Source organism: Natronococcus roseus, from assembly GCF_043677095.1.
Classification (GTDB): domain Archaea; phylum Halobacteriota; class Halobacteria; order Halobacteriales; family Natrialbaceae; genus Natronococcus; species Natronococcus roseus.
On the sequence record NZ_JBHLJR010000006.1, the window covers coordinates 138,540 to 157,653 of the forward strand.

16 protein-coding genes are annotated in these 19,114 nt (G+C 65.9%); 3 read left to right on the forward strand and 13 right to left on the reverse strand.

The window, feature by feature from the left end:
* Positions 1-108: 108 nt before the first annotated feature.
* From ACFEMD_RS16925 to ACFEMD_RS16935, 3 genes are all read right to left on the reverse strand, one after another.
* Positions 109-867 carry a hypothetical protein gene (locus ACFEMD_RS16925; protein WP_394742415.1) on the reverse strand — a complete coding sequence of 253 codons (759 nt, stop codon included), beginning with the start codon at positions 865-867 and terminating at the stop codon, positions 109-111.
* Positions 868-1,065: 198 nt separating this feature from the next.
* Positions 1,066-1,389, reverse strand: a complete 324-nt coding sequence (locus ACFEMD_RS16930; protein ID WP_394742416.1) for a hypothetical protein — start codon at positions 1,387-1,389, stop codon at positions 1,066-1,068.
* Position 1,390: 1 nt separating this feature from the next.
* On the reverse strand, positions 1,391-2,935 hold the full coding sequence (locus ACFEMD_RS16935; protein ID WP_394742755.1) for an acyl-CoA carboxylase subunit beta: 1,545 nt from the start codon (positions 2,933-2,935) through the stop codon (positions 1,391-1,393).
* A gap of 157 nt (positions 2,936-3,092) precedes the next feature.
* Between ACFEMD_RS16935 and ACFEMD_RS16940 the strand changes: the two genes are divergently transcribed.
* Together ACFEMD_RS16940 and ACFEMD_RS16945 are read left to right on the forward strand one after the other, a co-directional pair.
* Entirely contained in the window at positions 3,093-4,466 is a 1,374-nt protein-coding gene (locus ACFEMD_RS16940; protein ID WP_394742418.1) for a sodium-dependent transporter, read from the forward strand.
* A 198-nt stretch (positions 4,467-4,664) separates the two neighbouring features.
* Positions 4,665-5,921 carry an ABC transporter substrate-binding protein gene (locus ACFEMD_RS16945; RefSeq protein WP_394742419.1) on the forward strand — a complete coding sequence of 419 codons (1,257 nt, stop codon included), beginning with the start codon at positions 4,665-4,667 and terminating at the stop codon, positions 5,919-5,921.
* Positions 5,922-5,994: 73 nt separating this feature from the next.
* Here ACFEMD_RS16945 and ACFEMD_RS16950 read toward each other — a convergent pair whose 3' ends face one another.
* From ACFEMD_RS16950 to ACFEMD_RS16975, 6 genes are all read right to left on the reverse strand, one after another.
* Positions 5,995-6,699: an ABC transporter ATP-binding protein gene (locus ACFEMD_RS16950; protein ID WP_394742421.1), complete on the reverse strand. Its 705-nt coding sequence runs from the start codon at positions 6,697-6,699 to the stop codon at positions 5,995-5,997.
* Positions 6,699-7,550, reverse strand: a complete 852-nt coding sequence (locus ACFEMD_RS16955) for an ABC transporter ATP-binding protein (protein WP_394742422.1) — start codon at positions 7,548-7,550, stop codon at positions 6,699-6,701. The genes ACFEMD_RS16950 and ACFEMD_RS16955 overlap by 1 nt, the downstream gene beginning before the upstream one ends.
* Positions 7,543-8,976 (reverse strand): branched-chain amino acid ABC transporter permease, encoded by a 1,434-nt coding sequence (locus ACFEMD_RS16960; RefSeq protein WP_394742423.1) that lies wholly within the window; start codon positions 8,974-8,976, stop codon positions 7,543-7,545. Before ACFEMD_RS16960 ends, ACFEMD_RS16955 begins: the two co-directional genes overlap by 8 nt.
* Positions 8,973-10,118 (reverse strand): branched-chain amino acid ABC transporter permease, encoded by a 1,146-nt coding sequence (locus tag ACFEMD_RS16965; protein ID WP_394742424.1) that lies wholly within the window; start codon positions 10,116-10,118, stop codon positions 8,973-8,975. The genes ACFEMD_RS16960 and ACFEMD_RS16965 overlap by 4 nt, the downstream gene beginning before the upstream one ends.
* A 109-nt stretch (positions 10,119-10,227) precedes the next feature.
* Entirely contained in the window at positions 10,228-10,950 is a 723-nt protein-coding gene (locus tag ACFEMD_RS16970; protein ID WP_394742425.1) for an SDR family oxidoreductase, read from the reverse strand.
* A 71-nt stretch (positions 10,951-11,021) separates the two neighbouring features.
* Positions 11,022-11,522, reverse strand: a complete 501-nt coding sequence (locus ACFEMD_RS16975; protein WP_394742426.1) for a response regulator — start codon at positions 11,520-11,522, stop codon at positions 11,022-11,024.
* Positions 11,523-11,738: 216 nt separating this feature from the next.
* Here ACFEMD_RS16975 and ACFEMD_RS16980 point away from each other — a divergent pair, with 216 nt between their 5' ends.
* A complete protein-coding gene (locus ACFEMD_RS16980; protein WP_394742427.1) occupies positions 11,739-12,407 on the forward strand; it encodes a glycerophosphodiester phosphodiesterase in 669 nt (222 codons plus the stop codon).
* Here ACFEMD_RS16980 and ACFEMD_RS16985 read toward each other — a convergent pair.
* The 4 genes from ACFEMD_RS16985 to ACFEMD_RS17000 all read right to left on the reverse strand — a co-directional run bounded on the left by ACFEMD_RS16985 (position 12,404) and on the right by ACFEMD_RS17000 (position 19,113).
* Positions 12,404-13,417 (reverse strand): HEAT repeat domain-containing protein, encoded by a 1,014-nt coding sequence (locus ACFEMD_RS16985; protein ID WP_394742428.1) that lies wholly within the window; start codon positions 13,415-13,417, stop codon positions 12,404-12,406. The two genes, ACFEMD_RS16980 and ACFEMD_RS16985, sit on opposite strands and share 4 nt — an antisense overlap.
* 65 nt (positions 13,418-13,482) lie before the next feature.
* A complete protein-coding gene (locus ACFEMD_RS16990) occupies positions 13,483-15,510 on the reverse strand; it encodes a SpoVR family protein (RefSeq protein WP_394742429.1) in 2,028 nt (675 codons plus the stop codon).
* Positions 15,503-16,837, reverse strand: a complete 1,335-nt coding sequence (locus tag ACFEMD_RS16995) for a YeaH/YhbH family protein (protein ID WP_394742431.1) — start codon at positions 16,835-16,837, stop codon at positions 15,503-15,505. Before ACFEMD_RS16995 ends, ACFEMD_RS16990 begins: the two co-directional genes overlap by 8 nt.
* Positions 16,828-19,113 (reverse strand): PrkA family serine protein kinase, encoded by a 2,286-nt coding sequence (locus ACFEMD_RS17000; RefSeq protein ID WP_394742432.1) that lies wholly within the window; start codon positions 19,111-19,113, stop codon positions 16,828-16,830. The genes ACFEMD_RS16995 and ACFEMD_RS17000 overlap by 10 nt, the downstream gene beginning before the upstream one ends.
* Position 19,114 lies beyond the last annotated feature (1 nt).

Genomic DNA, 19,114 nt, shown 5'->3' on the forward strand with positions numbered 1-19,114 from the left:
GCTGTCAGAACCGTCACGGGGCGCCTACCTTACTTTTTCGCAACGAATCGGTCAACCGGAGAACCACTTCCAGTTGACACCTCCTGATCGAAGCGACCGCACGCGCCGTTAGCCGTCGTGCTCGGCGGCGATTTCCTGGCGAGCCTCCTCGAGCCACGCCGGCTCCTCGGGTCCGGTCTCGGTCGGCTCCAGGGCGAACTCCTCCTCGACGGCCGTCCGATCCGTCGCGAGGACCGACTCCTCGTCGTCCGGCAGGATACCCTCGAGTGCGTACGCCTCGAGAGAGCCCTCCTCGGCGAGGACGAGCGTGAACGACACCGACTCGTAGCTCCCGAGGGCTTCGGTGGTGCCCTCGAGGACGTACCGCTCGCTCGAGTCCTCCTCGACTGCGACCGAGTCGACGGCGTCGTAGGCGTCGTCCAGCGGGATCGGCGGCGACGGATCGACCGACTGGTGACCGCCGACGTCGTAGGCGACCGAGCCGGACTCGTTGTGTCGCACGAGCGGCGTCTCGGCGTCGATCCACCGGTCGTACTCGATCGTCCCGGTGTCGTCCTCCAGCACCGTGCGCTCGCGGGCCGGCGAGCCACCAGGTGCGACGGTCTGTGAGACGTGTTCTGCTCCGACGACCGTCCCGTCGTCGACGGCCGTTCGCTCGAGTTCCGCCCGGTAGGCCCGGTCCTCGAGCTGGCTGCGGTGTTCGTTGACCAGCAGGTTGGAGTCCGTCACGCCCGACTCGGTGAGCCCGGGCGCCAGCTCGCGGTCGCCACCGTTGTCGTCGCCGTCCTCGGCGTCACCGATGAGTCCGCCACAGCCCGCGGTCAGCACGACGAGCGCGACCGCGAGCAGCGCGAGCCGCCCCCTCACTCGACGCCGACTCGGTTCGGGTCGCCTCGTCCCGTCGATCCGATTCGCCCTGCGTGATGAGTCCTACCGACTGACATCTCGTCTGTCGGACGGTTTTCGAGCCGGGAGTATAGTTCTACCGTCGAGAGGACCGTTTTCACTCCCTACCGCTTCGAGACGAGCGCGCGAAAAACGAGAGATCGGCGGCTCGAGCCCCGCTCAGAACCGGTCGGTTCGCCCGGCGGCCGACCAGGGATCGGTCGGCGCGTCGATCGGCACGCGGACGTCGCGCTGTTGTTGCGCTCGGATGCGACCGGCAAAGGCCCAGCGGCGGTCCTGCCAGGTCTCCTCCTCGTCGGCAGCGGCGGCCGCGGCGGCGAGCGCCTGATCGTGGAGGTGGGCGCCGATGGCGGCGACGATGGCCGCGGCCTCCTCGCTGTCGGCGTCGTCGGGGAGCTCGAGTTCGACGCCCTCCGGGAGCCCACCCAGCAGATCGACGGCGTCGGTGCCGGCGTCGACGTTCGACTGGTGCTGTGCGGTCATCTCAGAGCGGAATGTTGCCGTGTTTCTTGTCGGGGTTGTCCTCGCGTTTCGTCTCGAGCATCTCGAGGTCGTCGATCAGCCGGGGGCGGGTCTCGGTCGGAAGGATGACGTCGTCGAGGAAGCCCTTGTCCGTCGCGGTGTAGGGGTTGGCGAACTCCTCGCGGTACTCCTCGATGAGTTCGTCTCGGAGCTCGTCGGGGTTCTCGGCCTCGGCGAGCTCCTGGCGGTAGAGGATGTTGACCGCGCCCTGGGGGCCCATGACGGCGATCTCGGCGGTCGGCCAGGCGTAGTTGACGTCGGCGCCGAGGTTCTTCGAGGCCATCACGCAGTAGGCGCCGCCGTAGGCCTTGCGGGTGATGACCGTCAGCAGCGGCACCGACGCCTCCGAGTAGGCGTAGAGTAGCTTGGCACCGTGGCGGATGATCCCGCGGTGTTCCTGGTCGGTTCCGGGCATGTAGCCGGGGACGTCGACGAAGGTGACGATCGGGATGTTGAACGCGTCACAGAAGCGGACGAACCGCGACCCCTTCATCGAGGCGTCGACGGTAAGCGTGCCGGCGTTGACCCGTGGCTGGTTCGCGACCAGACCCACGGAGCGGCCGTCGAGGCGACCGAAGCCGACGACGATGTTCTTCGCGAAGTTCTCGGCGACCTCGAAAAAGGAACCCTCGTCGACCACGCTGTCGATGACGTTGGTCATATCGTAGGGCTTCTGCGGGCTGTCGGGGACGATCGACTCGAGGGCCTCGTCGCGTCGGTCCCGATCGTCCCAGGGGTCGACCCGCGGCGGGTCCTCGACGTTGTTCTGCGGGAGGTAGGAGAGCAACTGCTTCATGTCGTCCAAGGCCTGCTCCTCGCTCTCGCAGGCGAACTCGGCGACACCGGTCTTGTCGGCGTGGGTCATCGCTCCCCCGAGTTCCTCGTGGGTGACGTCCTCGCCGGTGACGGTCTTGGTGACGCCGGGACCGGTGATGTACATGTGGCTCGTGTCCTTCACCATGAAGATGAAGTCGGTAATCGAGGGGGAGTAGACCGCGCCGCCCGCACAGGGACCCATGATCCCCGAGATCTGGGGGACGACACCGCTCGCACGCTGGTTGCGCCGGAAGATCTCCGTAAAGCCCGCGAGGCTCTTGACCCCCTCCTGGATGCGCGCACCGGCGGAGTCGTTGAGCCCGACGATGGGGGCGCCGACCTCCATCGCCATGTCCATAACCTTGCAGATCTTTTCGGCGAAGACCTCACCCAGCGAGCCGCCGAAGACGGTGAAGTCGTGCGCGAAGACGAAGACGGTCCGGCCGTTGACCTCGCCATAGCCCGTGACGACGCCGTCGCCCGGGATCTTCTTCTCTTCCATCCCGAACTGGCTCGTCTGGTGGGTTCGGAGCTGGTCGAACTCCGTGAACGTGTCCTCGTCGAGGAAGTAGTCGATCCGCTCGCGGGCGGTCATCTTCCCCTTGTCGTGTTGTTTCTCGATTCGGTCCTCACCGCCGCCCAGTCGCGCTTCTTCCCGGAATTCCTCGAGTTCCTCGATGCGATCCTCCATCGTCATGCCGAGATCACCGCCGTGGGACGCATACGCCGTTGTGTGATGACCAACAGGAAAAGAATTCCGTAACCTGCCACAATTATCGGGAACGTCAACTCGTCGCGCGAGGACGACCACGAAAAGTTATAAATAGGCGCCTTTTAAATACGGAGATATGGTTCAACGTGAAACATGGGCCACGAGGACAGGGTTCATCCTCGCCGCGGTTGGGAGCGCGGTAGGATTGGGGAACATCTGGCGCTTTCCGTTCGTCACGGGTGAAGGTGGCGGTGCGGCGTTCCTCTTCGTCTACCTCCTGTTCATCGCCCTGGTTGGGTTTCCCGCAATTCTCGCGGAGTTCGTCGTCGGGCGGAAGACCAAGCGCAACCCCGTCGGCGCGCTGAAGGAGTACGGTGGGGGAATCTGGACGTACGTCGGCGGGATCTTCATCGTCACCGGATTCGTCATCCTCTCGTACTACAGCGTCATCGCCGGCTGGTTCATCCGCTACACCCTCGAGGGACTTCGGGGAAGCTACGCCGATCGCATCGCCGCCTACGAGGGCGATCCGGAGATCATGTTCGGCGCGCTCTCGACGGGACTCGACGCGTTTATCCTCCACACCGTTTTCATGGTGCTGACGGTCGGCATCGTCGCCCTGGGGATCCGTCGCGGGATCGAGCTCGCGGTAAAAGTGATGGTTCCGGCGATCATCCTCCTGTTGATGGGGCTCGCCGTCTGGGCGTTTACGCTTCCCGAGGCGAGCGGCGGCTACGCCTACTATCTGTCGCCCGAGTTCGGCGTCATCGCCGACAACTGGGCCGAACTTCTGCCGGCTGCGGCCGGACAGGCCTTTTTCACCCTCTCGCTGGGGATGGGTGTGATGATCACCTACGCTTCCTACCTGGGTGAGGACCGGAACCTCGCGTCCGACGGAACCGCGATCATCGGCTTCGACACCGGGATCGCGTTCCTCACCGGACTCGTCGTCTTCCCGATCATGTGGGCCGGCGACATGACCGATCCGGGTGAGGGCGGTCCCGGCGAGATCTTCGTCGCGATGACACAGGCGTTCGCGGACATCGCGGGCGGCCAGTTCCTCGGACTGCTGTTCTTCGCGACGGTCTCGCTCGCCGCGCTCTCGAGTGCGATCTCGCTGCTTGAGGTCGTCACCTCCTACGTGATCGACGAGAAGGGGGTCGAGCGATGGCAGGCCGCCGTCGGGATGGGCGGGGTCATCTACCTGCTCGGGGTGCCGGTCACGTACGACCTGATCTTCCTCGACCTGCTCGACCTGTTCGCCGACGCAATCTTGCTGGTCTTCGGCGCGTTGATGCTGACGATCCTCGTCGGCTGGATCGCGCCGAAGGCGGCGATCGACGAACTCGAGAAGGGGATCGGTCCCCTCGACGGCCTCGGCCAGGCCTGGATCTGGGCGATCCGCGTTCCGATCCTCATCGTGCTCGTCATCTCGCTGTACCTCGGCGTCGTCGACTACGTCGAGTTCCTCACCGGACCGTTCGCCGAGTGGATCGACGCGAACCTCTAACCGACCGCCGTTCGGCTTTTTCGGCGTTCACCCGTTCCTCGAGCGGGTGTGTCGGTCATAGCCCACACGAAACGACCGACTGGGCGTCGACCACCGCGACGGCTCGCTCATCGATTCTGCCATCGGACTTTCTTTCTCGAGAAAATACGCGTTATCGTTCACAGAAACTCTTTATATCGGAACGTGGCAACGTACCACATGGTTGGGGAGCTCAACCGGCGGCAAGTACTGGGGGGAATCGGTGTAACGGGAACGTTCTCGCTCGCGGGTTGTCTGGACGCGCTCGGCGCGGGCAACGGCGAGGCGGACGCGGACGAGAACGGTGACGCCGACGCGATGGTCGGCGTCCTGCAGCCCGAGTCCGGAGACCTCGGCGATCTGGGGACGCCGATCGCCGACGCGGCCGAGCTGCCGGCGATCCAGCTCGCGGACGAGGGCGTCGACTTCGAGATCGACATCCGGCGCGAGGACACCGAGACGACGCCCGACGTCGGGGTCAGCCGCGCCGAGGCGCTGCTCGACGCGGGGTATCCGGCGGTGACGGGCGCGGCCGCATCGGACGTGACGATTACCTGCGCGGAGGACGTCTGGTACGACAACGAGGTCGTGGCGATCTCGCCGGCGAGCACCTCGCCCGACATCACGGACATGCCCGGCGACTACCTGCTACGGACTGCGCCGAGCGACGAGTGGCAGGGCGACGCGATGGCCGAGATCGCCGTCGAGCAGGAGGGCGCCGAGTCGGTCGCCACGATGTACCTGAACAACGACTACGGTCAGGGGCTCAACGACGTGTTCGTCGCGGGCTGTGAGGACCGCGGCGCCGAGGTCCTCGAGGAGGTACCCTTCGAGCCCGAGCAGGCCTCCTACGACTCCGAACTCGAGAGCACGGTCGGGGAGGGGCCGGACCTGCTGATGGTCGTCGGCTACCCGGAGAGCGGTCAGGTCATCTTCCGGGACTTCTACAGCGACTTCGACGACGGAACGACGATTCTGGTGCCGGACGGCCTCATCGACCCCTCGCTGCCCGGTCAGGTCGACAACCCGATGGAGAACGTGATGGGGACCGCACCCGGCGCCGGCGGCGACGGCGCGGACCACTTCAACGAACTGTACGAAAACGAGTACGACAGCTCGCCGGGCGTGTTCAACGCCCAGGCCTACGACGCGACGGCGGTACTCATCCTCGCCACCCTCGCAGCGGGCGAACTCGACGGCGCGGCTATCGCCGAACAGGTCCGGGAGGTTGCCAACCCCGACGGCGAGGAGGTTACGCCCGAGAACCTGGCCGACGGCCTCGAGATGGCGGCCAACGGCGACGAGATCCAGTACCGCGGCGCGTCCGGTCCCGTCGAGTTCGACGACGCCGGCGACCAGGTGGCGGTCACCTACGAGGTCGGTCGCTACCACGAGGACGGCTACGACGTCGAGGATACCGTCGAGTACGAGGCCTAGTCGGGACGGCGATTCTTTTCGGTGCCGCGAGTACGACTCGAGCGACGACCAGCCCGCTCGAGTCGATCCCCGGCTACCCGCCCAGGAAGTCCTGGCGAACCTGTTCGTTCGCGAGCAGCGCCTCGCCGCTGTCGACGTACCGGTTCTGTCCCTGGACCAGGACGTAGCCTCGATCGCACCGTCTGAGCGCCTCCTTGGCGTTCTGCTCGACCAGCAGGACGCCGGTGCCGTCCGCGTTGATCTGATCGATCCGGTCGAACATCTCCTCGACGAGGTCGGGTGCGAGCCCGGCGCTCGGCTCGTCGAGCAGGAGGAGATCGGGATCGAGCATTAGCGCCCGGCCCATCGCCAGCATCTGGCGCTGGCCCCCGCTCAGGTCGCCGGCCGCCTGCGAGCGGCGCTCCTCGAGGATCGGGAACCGATCGAAGATCCGCTCGAGTCGGTCCTGTGGAACGTCGTCTAAAATGTACGCGCCCATCTCGAGGTTCTCGAGCACCGACAGCGACGGGAAGACGTTGTCGTTCTGGGGGACGTAGCCGATTCCGGTCGTGATGATCTGCTCGGGTCGGTAGCCGCTGATCTCCTCGCCGGCGAACTCGATCGAGCCGCCCATGTGGACGGTCAGCCCGAAGACGGACTTCATCACCGTCGACTTGCCGGCGCCGTTGGGGCCGACGATGGTGACGTACTCGCCCTCGCCGACGGCGAGGGCGACGTCGTCGATGATCTGGAGGTCGCCGTAGCCGGCGTCTAGCCCGGCGACCTCGAGTACGGCCATCAGACCTCACCCCCGAGGTACGCCTCGATCACTTGCTCGTTCGATTTGATCTCCGCCGGCGATCCTCGATCGAGAACAGCACCCTGGTGCATGACGATCACGCGCTCGCAGTTGTTCATGATGACGTCCATGTCGTGTTCGACGATGAGAAAGCTGTACCCCTGCTCGCGGAGCTGGTGGATGTGCTCGAGCAGCTTCTTCTCGAGGGTCGGGTTGACCCCGGCCATCGGTTCGTCGAGCATGAGCATCTCCGGATCCGTCTGCAGGGCCCGCGCCAGTTCGAGCAGCTTCCGCTGGCCCCCCGAGAGGTTCTTCGCGTACTCCTCGGCCAGGTGGTCGATCTCGAAGAACTCGAGGGTCTCCCAGGCCCGCTCGCGAAGCTCGCGCTCCTGGTCGAGCACCTCCTCCCGGAAGTACGGCAACACGGACCGCCACAACGACTCGCCGCGCTGGCCCTTCGGCGCGAGCATCATGTTCTCGAGGACGGTCATTTCCGGGAGTTCGCGGGCGATCTGGAACGTCCGCACCAGCCCGCGGTTCGCGACCTGGTGGGGCTCGTCACCGGTGATCTCCTCCCCGTCGAACGCGACTCGCCCGCCGTTGGGCCGGTGGACGCCGGCGATGCAGTTGAACGTCGTCGACTTGCCGGCCCCGTTCGGACCGATCAGTCCCGTGATCGATCCCCGCTCGACCGCGAAGCTCGCGCCGTCGACCGCGACGATGCCGCCGAAGCGCTTCTCCAAGTCCTCGACTTCCAGCACCGCGTCCTCGACGGCGCGATCCGTTCGGTCGTCCGCGTCGCCCTCGCTGCGGGCGGCTCCCGTATCGGGGTCTCGCTCGAGGTCACTCATCGCGGTCACCCCCGTTCGTCGCGGCCGGCTCGTCCGTCTCGCCTGCCGCACCCGCACGGTCGTCGCTTCCGACGGCAGGTCGTCCGCCGTCTGCGACCGCGCCGCGCCGGCTCAGATCGACGCCGGCCGAGATCTCCTTGCGGTGGCCCAGCAGTCCGTCGGGGCGCTTGATCATCAGGACGATGAGCACGACGCCGAGGACGATGTATCGGACCTCGTCGGCCTGCTGATAGAACACGTAGCCGATCAGGGCCGACGGATCGCCGGTGCCGAGTTCGGCGAACGCGCCGTGGGCAGTCCGTGGGAAGTCGGTCCCGAGGTTCGCCCGGACCATCGTCCGGACGAACCGCGGTCCCTCGAAGATGAACGCGGCGAAGACGAACCCGCCGATGACGCTGCCGGTGTTCGAGCCCGCGCCGCCGACGATCAGCGCGACGAAGACGTAGAACGTGATCAGCGGCATGAAGTTGTCCGGGCTGATGTGGGTTCGACTTCCCATCCACAGCGTCCCCACGAGCCCCATCAGCGCACAGCCGAGCGCGAACGCCGCGATCTTGGCGCGATCGGTGCGCTTGCCCAGCGACTTCGCCGCGAGTTCGTCCTCGCGGATCGCTTTCAGTACTCGGCCGAACGGGGAGTGGGCGATCCGGGTCAACAGGACGTAGAAGGCGACCACGAACAGGATCAGGACGAGCGTGTAGATCCCTCGCTCCAGAACCGACGACGCGATGCCGACGGTCTCGCCGAGCACGATGAGAACGCCGCCCACGTCGCCGACGATCGGCTGGTCGAACAGCCAGCCGACGACGCTGTCGACCGGCGTCGCCCGGATCCCCTGCCCGCCGCCGGTGCCGTAGGCCGTGTCGCCGATCTCTCGGAGGCTCCGGGACTGCACAGAGAGTCGGACGATCTCCGAGAAGCCGAGCGTGACGATCGCGAAGTAGTCCGCCCGAACCCGAAGCGTCGGGATCACCAGCACGAGTCCGGCGAGGCCGGCGGCGATCGTTCCCAGCACGATGCCGACCGGGATCGGGAGCCCGAAGCCGGCCGGAGAGCCGTCCGGCGAGGCGACGGCGATCGACAGCGTATAGGCACCGATGGCCATGAAGCCGGCGATACCGATGTTGAACATCCCGGTGTACCCCCAGTGGAGGTTCAGCGCCAGCGCGCCCAGCGCGAAGATCGCCCCGAAGAAGGTGATCGACTGAATCGTGCCGACCGTCGCGTTGACGCCCGCGCCGGAGAGCACGCCGACGACGAAGAAGCCGACGTACGTCGCGAGCACGACCTTCGCGACCAACAGGAGATCGGAACGCCACTCCGGGCGGATCACGGCGGACGACTCTTCCGGCTCGTCCGGCTCCTCGTCTCCGGGCACCCCCGCGGTATCTGTTTCGGGGTCGCCGTCGGGATCGGCGCCGCTCATGCCGTCTCAACACCCCCGAGCAGTCCGTCGGGTTTGACGATCAGTATCAGGATCATCAGCGTAAACGCCGCGATCTCGTTCAGGTCGGCCGGAATCCAGACCAGCGAGACGTTGATCGTGAGCCCGATCACGAGCGAGCCGACCAGCGCGCCGTAGATCGAGCCGATCCCCCCCAGAATCACCGCCGCGAAGATCAACAGTAACAGGAACCAGCCGATGTTGATCGAGAACTGGCCGCGATCGAGGACGATGAGATAGCCCGCGACACCGGCCAGCCCCGCGCCGATCGTCCAGGTGGCGAAGATCACCCGTTCGGTCGGGATGCCGGTAATCAGCGCGAGATCCTTGTTGTCGGCCATCGCTCGCATCGCCTTCCCCAGCTTCGTGTACTGGAGCAGGAGGTGGAGCCCGACGATCAATCCGACCGCCGTCACGACGAGGGTCAGTTCGTGGAGGTTGAGCCGCTCGAAGGGCAGCCACGCCGGGATCTCCTCGAGGATCGGCGCGCTCGCCGTCGCCGAGTGGGACTCGACGGTCCAGAACACCCCGATGATGTACCGGAGCGCGAGCGCGACGCCGACGCTCGCGATGAGCAACGAGATGCCGCTTGCGTTCCGCATTCGCCTGTAGACGAGACGGTCGATGGCGAGGGCGATACCGACGGTCAACAGCGCGGCCGCCACGAGTCCGACCAGGATCGCGACGGGCGAGGCTAGCACGTTCATTCCCAGTTCGCCACCCGTCGGTCCCGCTGCGGTCGGACTGAACAGAACGAGTTCGCCGACGCCGTAGACCCCCCAGCCGCCGATCAGCCACGCGACCGCCCACCCCGAGAACGCGCCCGTCGTGACCAGGTCGCCGTGCGAGAAGTTGGCAAACCGGAGGATGCTGTAGGTCATCGAGAGGCCGATCGCCGCCAGCGCGATGTACAGCGAGTCGACCAGTCCGTTCCAGGTGTACCGCCACAGCCGGCCGAACGCCATCTCGCCGGTGGCGAGCCGCCGGACGAGGTCGAGTGCGAGGACGACGATACCGAGAACGATCAGTAGCGCGAACAGCTCCTGGCCGGACGGCGACGAGAGCCGATCTCTCACCTCGTCGGCGAGCTCCGAAACCCCCTTACCTGTGTTACCAACACCCATATCACGTTGAGTGATTACGTCCCGGAGTATATAGTTCACGCCACTCGTCACCGATGAACACGGGCTTCCGAGTGGAGGGGGCTCGCCAGCCTTTGCCGACCGCTCGCGCCTACGCCTCGCCGTACACCGGGACGGCCGCCCCGCTGGTCACCGCCGCGCCGTCGCTACAGAGAAACGCCACCACGTTCGCGATATCGGCGGGATCGACCCACTTCTCGTGGTCGGCGTCTGACATCATCTCGCGGTTCATCGGCGTGTCGATCACGCTCGGCATCACGCAGTTCGCCCGGACGACCCCCTCGTTCTCCTCGGCCAGCGTCTCGGTCAGCAGTCGGATACCGGCCTTCGTGATCCGGTAGGGGCCGTCGCCCTCGCCGCCCTCGAGCGACGAGCGGGCGCTGATGCTGACGATCGCCCCTTCCGACTCCTGGAGGTGAGGTAAGGCGTGTTTCGAGGCCAGGAAGGACGTCTTCAGGTTGACGTCGACGAGCATGTCGAACTCCTCGAGGTCGGTCTCCTCGATGGGCTGGCCGCCGCGCCAGGTGCCGGCGACGTTACAGAGGTGGTCGATCCGGCCGTGATCGTCGACGACGTCCTCGACGAGGGCCGAGACCTCGCTCTCGTCGGTGAGGTCTGCCTCGTAGAAGTCGGTTCGATCGTCGACCTCGAGCAGGCTGTCCTCGTCGTCGGGTCCGACGACGTCGACGGCACAGACGGTCGCGCCGGCGGCTCGGAAACGGTCGGCGACCGCGCTGCCGAGCGCGCCGCTCGCACCTGTGACGACCGCGACGGTATCCGTAAACTCCACGTCGAACGTTGTCTGTGGGCTCATACCAGTCCCCTCGAGGGCCATATAGATCAATCTCGGGGCGGAGCGCCCGTCGCAGAACGGCAACTCGGCAGTTAGAATCCGTGTGGCGGAAGCGAAACCCGCTGAAACCAGAAGCGCTCGATGGCGCCCGCGACCGTCTCGAACTCCTCGGGATCGGACGGCTTCGCGAGGTAGGCGTTCGCGGCCCGCTCGTAGCTGTCGTTGACGTCGCCGGAGGCGCTCGAATCCGCCAGGACGAGCACCGGCAACTGAACGAGGTCCTCATCATCTCGAACGGTCTCGAGGAACTCGAACCCGTCGACTTCCGGCAGATCGAGCGCCAGTAGAACGAGATCCGGAATCGGCTCCGACTCCTCGACCCGTTCGCGCAGGAACTCGAGGGCCTCTGTGCCGTCCGTCGCCGCCTCGATTTCGGTTTCCGTCGTGACCGTCTCGAACGCCTCTCGGGCCCGTCGCGCGTCGTCCGGGTCGTTCTCGATCAGCAACAGCCGGACGCGGTCTTCGGACCCGGTCTCGTGCTGCGACCGCCCCAGCGCCGAGACGTCCGGAGTCGAGAACTTCTTACTTTCCATAGTTTCAGTCTCTGATAATTATATGTATATCAATCCTATATAAGCTTGTTTGCCGTCTGAATATTATGTATTTAACAAAGTCTATTTTCCGAATACTATTGCGTGAGCCTCGGTTCGGCTCTGCGGGCAGCTTTCGGTGTCCGATCGGTTCACACCGAGTCCGAAGACCCGAAGATCCACGGTCTATTTATTATCCGCGACCTAGCCGTCACTCGAATGCGCCTGATCGCCCACCGGGGGTTCGCCGCGACGGCACCGGAGAACACGATCGCCGCTGTCCAGTCCGCCGCAATACACGCCGACGCGGTCGAGTTCGACGTCCGGCGCTGCGGGTCGGGCGAACTCGTCGTCTTTCACGACGAGACGACCGATCGCGTCACGGGCGTCGAGGGGTCGGTCGCCGACACCCCGCTCGAGGAGCTGCGCTCGTTGTCGGTGCTCGACTCCGGGGAACGGATCCCGACCCTCGAGGAGATGCTCGCGGCCGTCCCCGACCACCTCGAAATCAACCTCGAAATGAAAGCCGAGGGGATCGCCGCGGACGTCCTCGAGGCCCTCGAGGGGGTCGAGAACCGGGTCGTCGTCACCTCCTTCCTGCTGCCCGAGCTACGCGCGATACGGGAACTCGACCGGGAACAGCCGACCGGACTGCTCGTCAGTCGCCGGCTCAAGACCCCGGTGACGACGGCGGTCGAACTCGACTGCGACGTCATCGGCGCGAACTACTGGCGGTGTCTGACGACGCAACTCGTCGAACGGGCGAAGCGGGTCGACCTCGAAATTCACGCCTGGGCGATCGAGCGGTGGACGACGGCGCGGCTGCTCGGGCTGTGGGGGGTCGACTGTATCTCGGCGGATCGCCCGATTCAACTCGAGGGGTACTAGGAGAGTTCGCTACAGGCCCACGCCGCTCGGTCGCGGACCGACGGTTCCGGATCTCCGGCCGCGAGCGTCGAGAGACGGTCGCGCGCTTCGGCGACCTCTCCGCGACCGAGCGCGATGCAGGCGTTCGCCCGAACGTACTGGTGGTCGTCCTCCAGTAACTCCAGTAGCCGCGCTCGCACCGGCTCGACGACGGACGGGTCGGCGGCGGCGACGCGGCCGATCGTCACCGCGGCGTTGGCCCGCGTTTTGGGATCGCCGCTCTCGAGGGCCGTCCGGACCTGCGAACAGGCCGGCTCGACAGCCTCGGGTCGGCGGTGGGCGACGTCGGCCAGACAGCCGATCGCGTTGCGCCGGAGCTCCCCGTCGTCACAGTCGAGGAGGGCGATAGCGTGTTCGACGAACGCGAGCGAGGAGAGCTCCGCCTCCGAGCGGGCGAGCCGACCGAGCACGGACAGCGCCGGGACGGCGTCGTCGCCCGGTGCCGACGCCAAGGTCTCGGTCAGCAGCCCGAGGGCGGGCTCGAGGGCTTCCGGACGTGACCGGGAAACGTGTGCCAGCGTCCGGATCCCCCACTCGTCGCCGTCCCGAGCCTCGGTGACGTCGACCAGTTCGGGAACGTGATCCGCGAGCGCGGTCGGACGTTCGGCGGCCACGGCGGCGAGACACCGGAGGAGCTCTCCCGTCGCCGCCGTGTCCGGGTTCTCGGCTGCGACCGCGACGAGCGCGTCGGCCGACGGGGCGACGTCGGAAGGGGCTTCGACCGCCAGCTCCGCCAGGGAGAAGGCGACCGCCTCCCGAAGTTCGAACGCCGGTTCCCGGAGGAGTTCGCGGAGCTTCGGAACGGTCGGCACGTACGTTCCGGGCTCGCTCTCGACCCCGTCGCGGACGGTCCGAACGGCCTCCTGCCTGGTCGTCGAATCAGTCGCGTCGAGTCCGGCGAGTACTAACGGTAGATCTACCGACTCGGATCGCTGTTGCTGCTCGACCGTTTGGCCCCCATCCCAGTCCATCTCGTCTACCCTATGTCTGAAAATCAATAAAAGCGTTACGACTGTCCGCCACTCGAGAGTACCAGTTAGGCGAGCCACTCCTCGGGCTTGGTGTCGTAGTCGACGTCGTCGGCAGCGAGGTGGTCGACCTCCTCCCAGGAAACGCTCTCGGTCGTCACCTCGGTGCCGTCGTAGCGGATGAGCTTGCCTCGCTCCTCGGGCTCGGGCTCGCGGTTGCGCCGCTTTGCGACCTCGATGTCGTGTTCGTCGACCTCCTTGACGATCGTCAGCAGGTTCACCGGCCGCCCCCAGAGCTCGAAGATCCGCTTCAGCGTCTCGCGGGCCTGTCCCAGATCGAGCATGACGCCGTTGTACTGGTGGCCCAACAGGAGCTCGTTGGCGTTGTTGTAGTTGCCGTCGTAGACCGCGATCGTCGGCTTCCCGAAGTTGGTGAACTGCAACAGGAGCTTCTTCTTGACGTCCTCGGCGGCGTCGCTGGCGACGTGGAACTGTCCCGTCGCCTGGGAGTGTTCGTAGGTGAAGTAGTTGTTCTCCGTGATGAACTCTTGGGTGAGGAACTCGTCGAGGAAGGTGACGTCGTTGTGGCTCTCCCGGACGTCGTACATCCGATCCCAGCCCGCGGCGAAGTCGACGTCTTCGAGGGCCTCCTCGACCGAGGCGTAGCGCTCGTCGTCGAAGAGGTACCGGCCGATCCGCTCGAGTTCGTTCTGGTTCACGCGGGAGAGGAAGCCGCGGTGCTGGCGTTTGACCAGCGAGTAGTGTCGGCGAGCCAGCCCCTCGTAGGTGAGGGCCTTCCAAGGGTAGCGCTTGAGGTCGATCTCGCCGTCGCGGGCGCGCTCGAGCGCCTCGCGGTCGATCCACTCGTCGGGCAACCCGGCGAGATCCTCGAGTTCAGCGGCGTCGACGCTCGCGAGCGCGTCCGGCGGCTCGAGGGTCTCGAGCACCGAATCGAAGTCGACGACATCGGCCAGGTTGCGCCAGGAGATTCCCTCGACGCGCAGCAACCGTTCTAAGACCTCGCGGCGATTGGTGGTGTTCTCGACGTACTCCCACAGCTCCATCCCGAGGCTGTAGGGGTTGAGACCGCTCGACGCCAGGACTTTCGCCATGTGGTCGGCGTAGTTGAGGAACTCGTCGTCGCCGGCGAAGCGCTCGTCGGTCATCATCGTCGACTCCCAGTAGGCGGCCCACCCCTCGTTCATCACCTTCGTCATCTTCTGGGCGGCGAAGTAGTACGCCTCCGCGCGCATCATATCGAGGACGTCGCGCTGCCAGGGCTCCATCTCGACGGCCCGCCCCGCCTCCTCGTCGTACCGTTTGCCGTGTTCGCGGACGAACGACAGTACGTCCTTCTCGGGCTTTTCGGGGAAGTTGACGGGACCGTCCTCACCCTCGAGCTTCTCGAGCCACTCGTCGTCGAACACCTCGCCCTTGATCTCCTCGGAGAGCCCGAGCTCGTCGAGTTTCGCCGCCAGGTCCTCGTCGATCTCATCGGCGGGGCCGTCGGTCTCGAGCCGGCGACTGAACACCTGGTGCTGGTCGATGTTGTCCTCGAGGCTCAGACAGTGGTCGATCCACTTCTCGACCTCGGCACGGTCGATCTCGGGATCGGACATGTACTCGTCGATCGCCCGAGCGTGGCGCTCGAGCATCGCGGCGGCGTTGACCTGCCCCTCGTCGGACTGACCGCTCGTGAAGAGACCGAACCACTCGTTTTTCGCGAAGAAATCGGAGTGGGCCTCGACGTGGGTGATGACGGCCTTCTGGTCGGCCAGCGTGTTCGACTCCTGGAGGAAGGCGTGGGCCGGGTTGTCGTTGTTGACGATCTCGAAAGCCTTCCCGCCGCCGTACTGGCCCTGTTTCTGCTGGCGGTCGTACTGCATCCCCCACCGCCAGTGGGGGTACCGCGACTGGAACCCGCCGTAGGCGATGAGTTCGTTCATCTCGTCGTAGTCGACGATCCAGTACTTGACGGGGTAGGGATCGAGACCCAGCTTCTCGGCGAGGTTGCGCGCCTCTCGGACCGGTTCCTCGAGGTCGGTCGCGATCGCCTGTTTGCGGAACCTATCGGCGTTTGAGTTCATTTTACTCATCGGTATCACCTTCGGTGCTGAGGATGTCGTAGATCGCGTCGGTCACGTCGTCGGCGCCGTTGACGTAGGCCACCGCGACGTCCTCGGCGTCGCGCCCGAAGTGGCGCTCGAGCTCCTCGGCGTGGGTGGCGTTGATCGCGTTGCCGCTGGGCTGGGTCTCGACGTAGGCGTGGAGATTCGCCGGGATCGACTCCATCAGCGGGATCACCCGCTCCTCGGTGTCGTTCGAGGAGTTCTCCGAGTCACCCGCGGCGAAGACGTAGCGGTTCCAGTCACTCCAGGGGTACTCTTCGAGCAACTCGTCGGCGAGTTCGTACGCGCTCGAGATCTTCGTCCCGCCGCCGCTACGAATGCCGAAGAACTCCTCGCGTTCGACCGCCCAGGCCTCGGCGTCGTGGGCGATGTAGACGAACTCGGCGTTGTCGTACTTCCCGGTCAGATACCAGTCCAGCGGCGTGAACGTGCGCTCGACGAGCTCGCGTTTCTTCTCGCGCATCGAGCCCGAGACGTCGCGGATGTTGACCACGACGACGTTCTTCTCTTTCTCCTCGATGATCTCGGGGTGGCGGTAGCGCTCGTCCTCCCGGCGGAACGGGACGTGTTTGATCCCCTCGCGGCGGATCTTCTGCTGGACGCTCTGGCGTTCGACGTTCGCCTCGAGCTCCTCGATGGAGGTCCACGCGCCGCGTTCCTCGGGCGGAACGTCGTCGTACGCGTCCTCGATCCAGGCCATCGACACCGGGATGCTCTCGCCGCGGGCCCACTCGAAGACGTCCCGTGGGCCGAAGCCTTCGACCTTGCAGACCTCCCGCAGGAACTCCTCGTCGAAGTCCATCGCGAGCTTGCGCTTGAGCCCCTCCTTGAACATCCGCTCGAAGTCGAGCGTGCTGTCGGGCCCCGTCCGAGTGAGGTCGGTGAAGGGGCCCTCCTTCTCCTCGACGACCTTCTTGCCCTTCGGCTCTAAGTCGAGTCCGAGCTCCTCGTCGAGTTCCTGGGCGAACTCCTCGGGGTCCATCTCGTAGTACTCGTGGTCGCCGCCCTCCTCGCCGGGCTCGTCGCCGTCGCCGTCGTCGTCGCCGTCGCCCGGCTGGGGTTGGGGCTGGCCGACCGGCTGGCCGACGTCGGGGGTGCCGCCGTCGCCCTGGCCGACGCCGCCCTGGTCCCGTCGGTCGTACTCGAACTCCGGCAGCGAAATGATCTTGACCGGGATCTGGATCTGATCGGGCCGGCCGCCACCGAGGTCGCCGTACTTGATGAAGTCGGCCAGATCCTCGCGGCGCTGTTCGCCCACTTCGCGGAATCGCTCGAGGTCGTCTCTCAGTCCCATCTGTAACACACCTGTCCCATGACGTGTCTGCTGGTCAGTTCGGCCGACGCCTCGGTGTAGTCGAACTGCTCGACCATCGTCTCGATCGTCCGTTCCTTGACGGTCTCCGTCTCGGTCCCGCTCGGCGGATCGTCCCACTGGCGGGGGTCGAAGTCCTCGAACGTGCGCTCGACGTCGTCCCAGTCGTGGCTCTCGAGGACGGACTTGATCACCGGAATCGCGGTGAGGTCGACGTCCTGGACCGAGAAGTCCTCGTCGCGGTGTTCCCACGCGTGGCGGTTCAGCGACGTGATCACCTTCTCCCGACGGAAGTTCCGCACGCTCTCTCTGGGGAGGTTGCCCTCGTACTCGGCCTCCGAGAAGCGCCCGAGGTGTTCGACCTCGAACAGCTTCATCTTGAGCGGGTCGGGTTCGACGCGCTCGCCGCGGTCGTTGTGAAGCGGCTCGTCGGTCTCCCAGGCGTAGACGTGTTCGACGTACTCCGCGACGGTCTCCTCGTCGACGCGCTTTTCGTGCATGATCGCCTCGATGACGTCGCTTTCCTGCTGGTCGAAGACGTAGTTCTTCACGGGAACGACCCGGTTCTCGAACTCCGAGCGTTCGCCCGTCGAGAACACGGGCGCCTCGGAGAGCCCCTCGGCCATCGCGTTCAGCACGTCGCGTGGCATGACGACGTTCTCGACCGCCAGCTCCGAGTGGTGGCGTTCCCGGTCGGTCTGAAGCAACTCGGCGAGGGTATCCCTGGTGTAGGTAACGGGGATCCCGCCGTCGCCGTCGCGGCCGTCGCCGTCGAAGTCGAACTCGTCCTTTTCGCGGCGGCTGTCACCTTCCTGGAGGTAGCCCTGATCGTAGATCATCGCCTTGTCGACGAGATCCAGTCCGTTGGGCAGGTCCTCCTGATCGAGGCGGGTGACGACGGCGTACAGCGCCGCGGCCTCGAGCGCGTGGGGGGCGAACTCCTGGCGGCTTGGCTCGCCGTCCCGATCCTTGACCGTCACCGTCACCGGCTCGCGGATGCGATCGGCGAGGACGAGGTAATGGTCGGCCTCCCAGACCGTCGTCTCGTTCGTCAGCTCCCGCCGGATGAGTTCGGTCTCGAGGCTCAGGTTCGTCAGATAGCCGAACTGGTGGCGGTCGAGACGGCGCTTGAGCGCCTTCAGTGGGTCCATTCCGTTGCGGTCGGAGTGCTGGTTGAGCTGCGCCTCGAGGTCGGGGTTCGAGATGATCAGCATCTGCGTGTCGATATCCATCCCGATCCCCTGGTCGAGTTTCACCGACTGCTCGTCGGGGACGTTCAACAGCTTCTGCAGCAGGTCGGCGTGTTGGGCCGCGTCCTCGACGATCGAGAGGACACCGTTGCCTTGGGAGAGGACGCCGTCGTAGCTAAACGCCTGCGGGTTCTTCCGTCCCCGCGAGTCCAGCTCCTGGAGCATCCCGTGCATCCAGGAGCCGACGAGGCGTTCCTTGGGCCGGCCGTCGTCCTCGCTGTGGAGGACGCCGACGCCCTGACCGATGTCGACGACGTAGTTCTTCACGCGGAGGTGCTGGTCGTCGGCGATCGCCGAGAACAGCGCCTCCTTCCCCTCGCGGCGGTAGTGTTCCTCGAGGTAGCCGTACGCCTCCCGAGAGAACGGGTCCAGCGCGGCGTCGACCCGAACCGGGACGTGGTCCTCGAGATCGTCGTTCAGCTCCTCGAGTAGCTCCTCGCGGACCGCGTCTGGAAACACCGACAGCGGGTGGGCCTGAACCGGACTCTCGTACCAGTGGGTGTCGTCGACGGTCGCCGGATCCGCGCCGTAGCTCAGCCCTCGTTCCTCGACATCGGCCGTCGTAACGTTCCACTCGACGGTGTATCGGCGTCCCTCGGGCGTTTTCGAGTACTCGCGCAGTCCGTTGACCAGACAGCGCTTGAGTTCGGACTTGCCCGTCGCCGTGGGTCCCTCGAACCAGATGATCTTCTCGTCTTTCGCCCGCCCCGCGGCGATCGATCTGAGGTCGTCGACGAACCTGTTGAGCACCTCGGTGTTGCCCAGAATCGCGTGCTCGCCGTCGTTGTGCGGGTCGTCGAAGAAGCGGTAGCGCTCCTTCTCCTCGCCTTCCTCGACGACGGTGCGGGTGCCGGCGGCCTCGATCGCCTCGAGCAGGTACTTCGAGGCGTGGGAGGCGATCGTCGGGTTCTCGAACACCCGCTCGACGTAGGTCGCGAGGCTCATCGGCTCCTCGTACGTCTCCTCGAGCGTGCGGTCGGCCTCGCCGACGTAGTCGCGTTCGGTCATG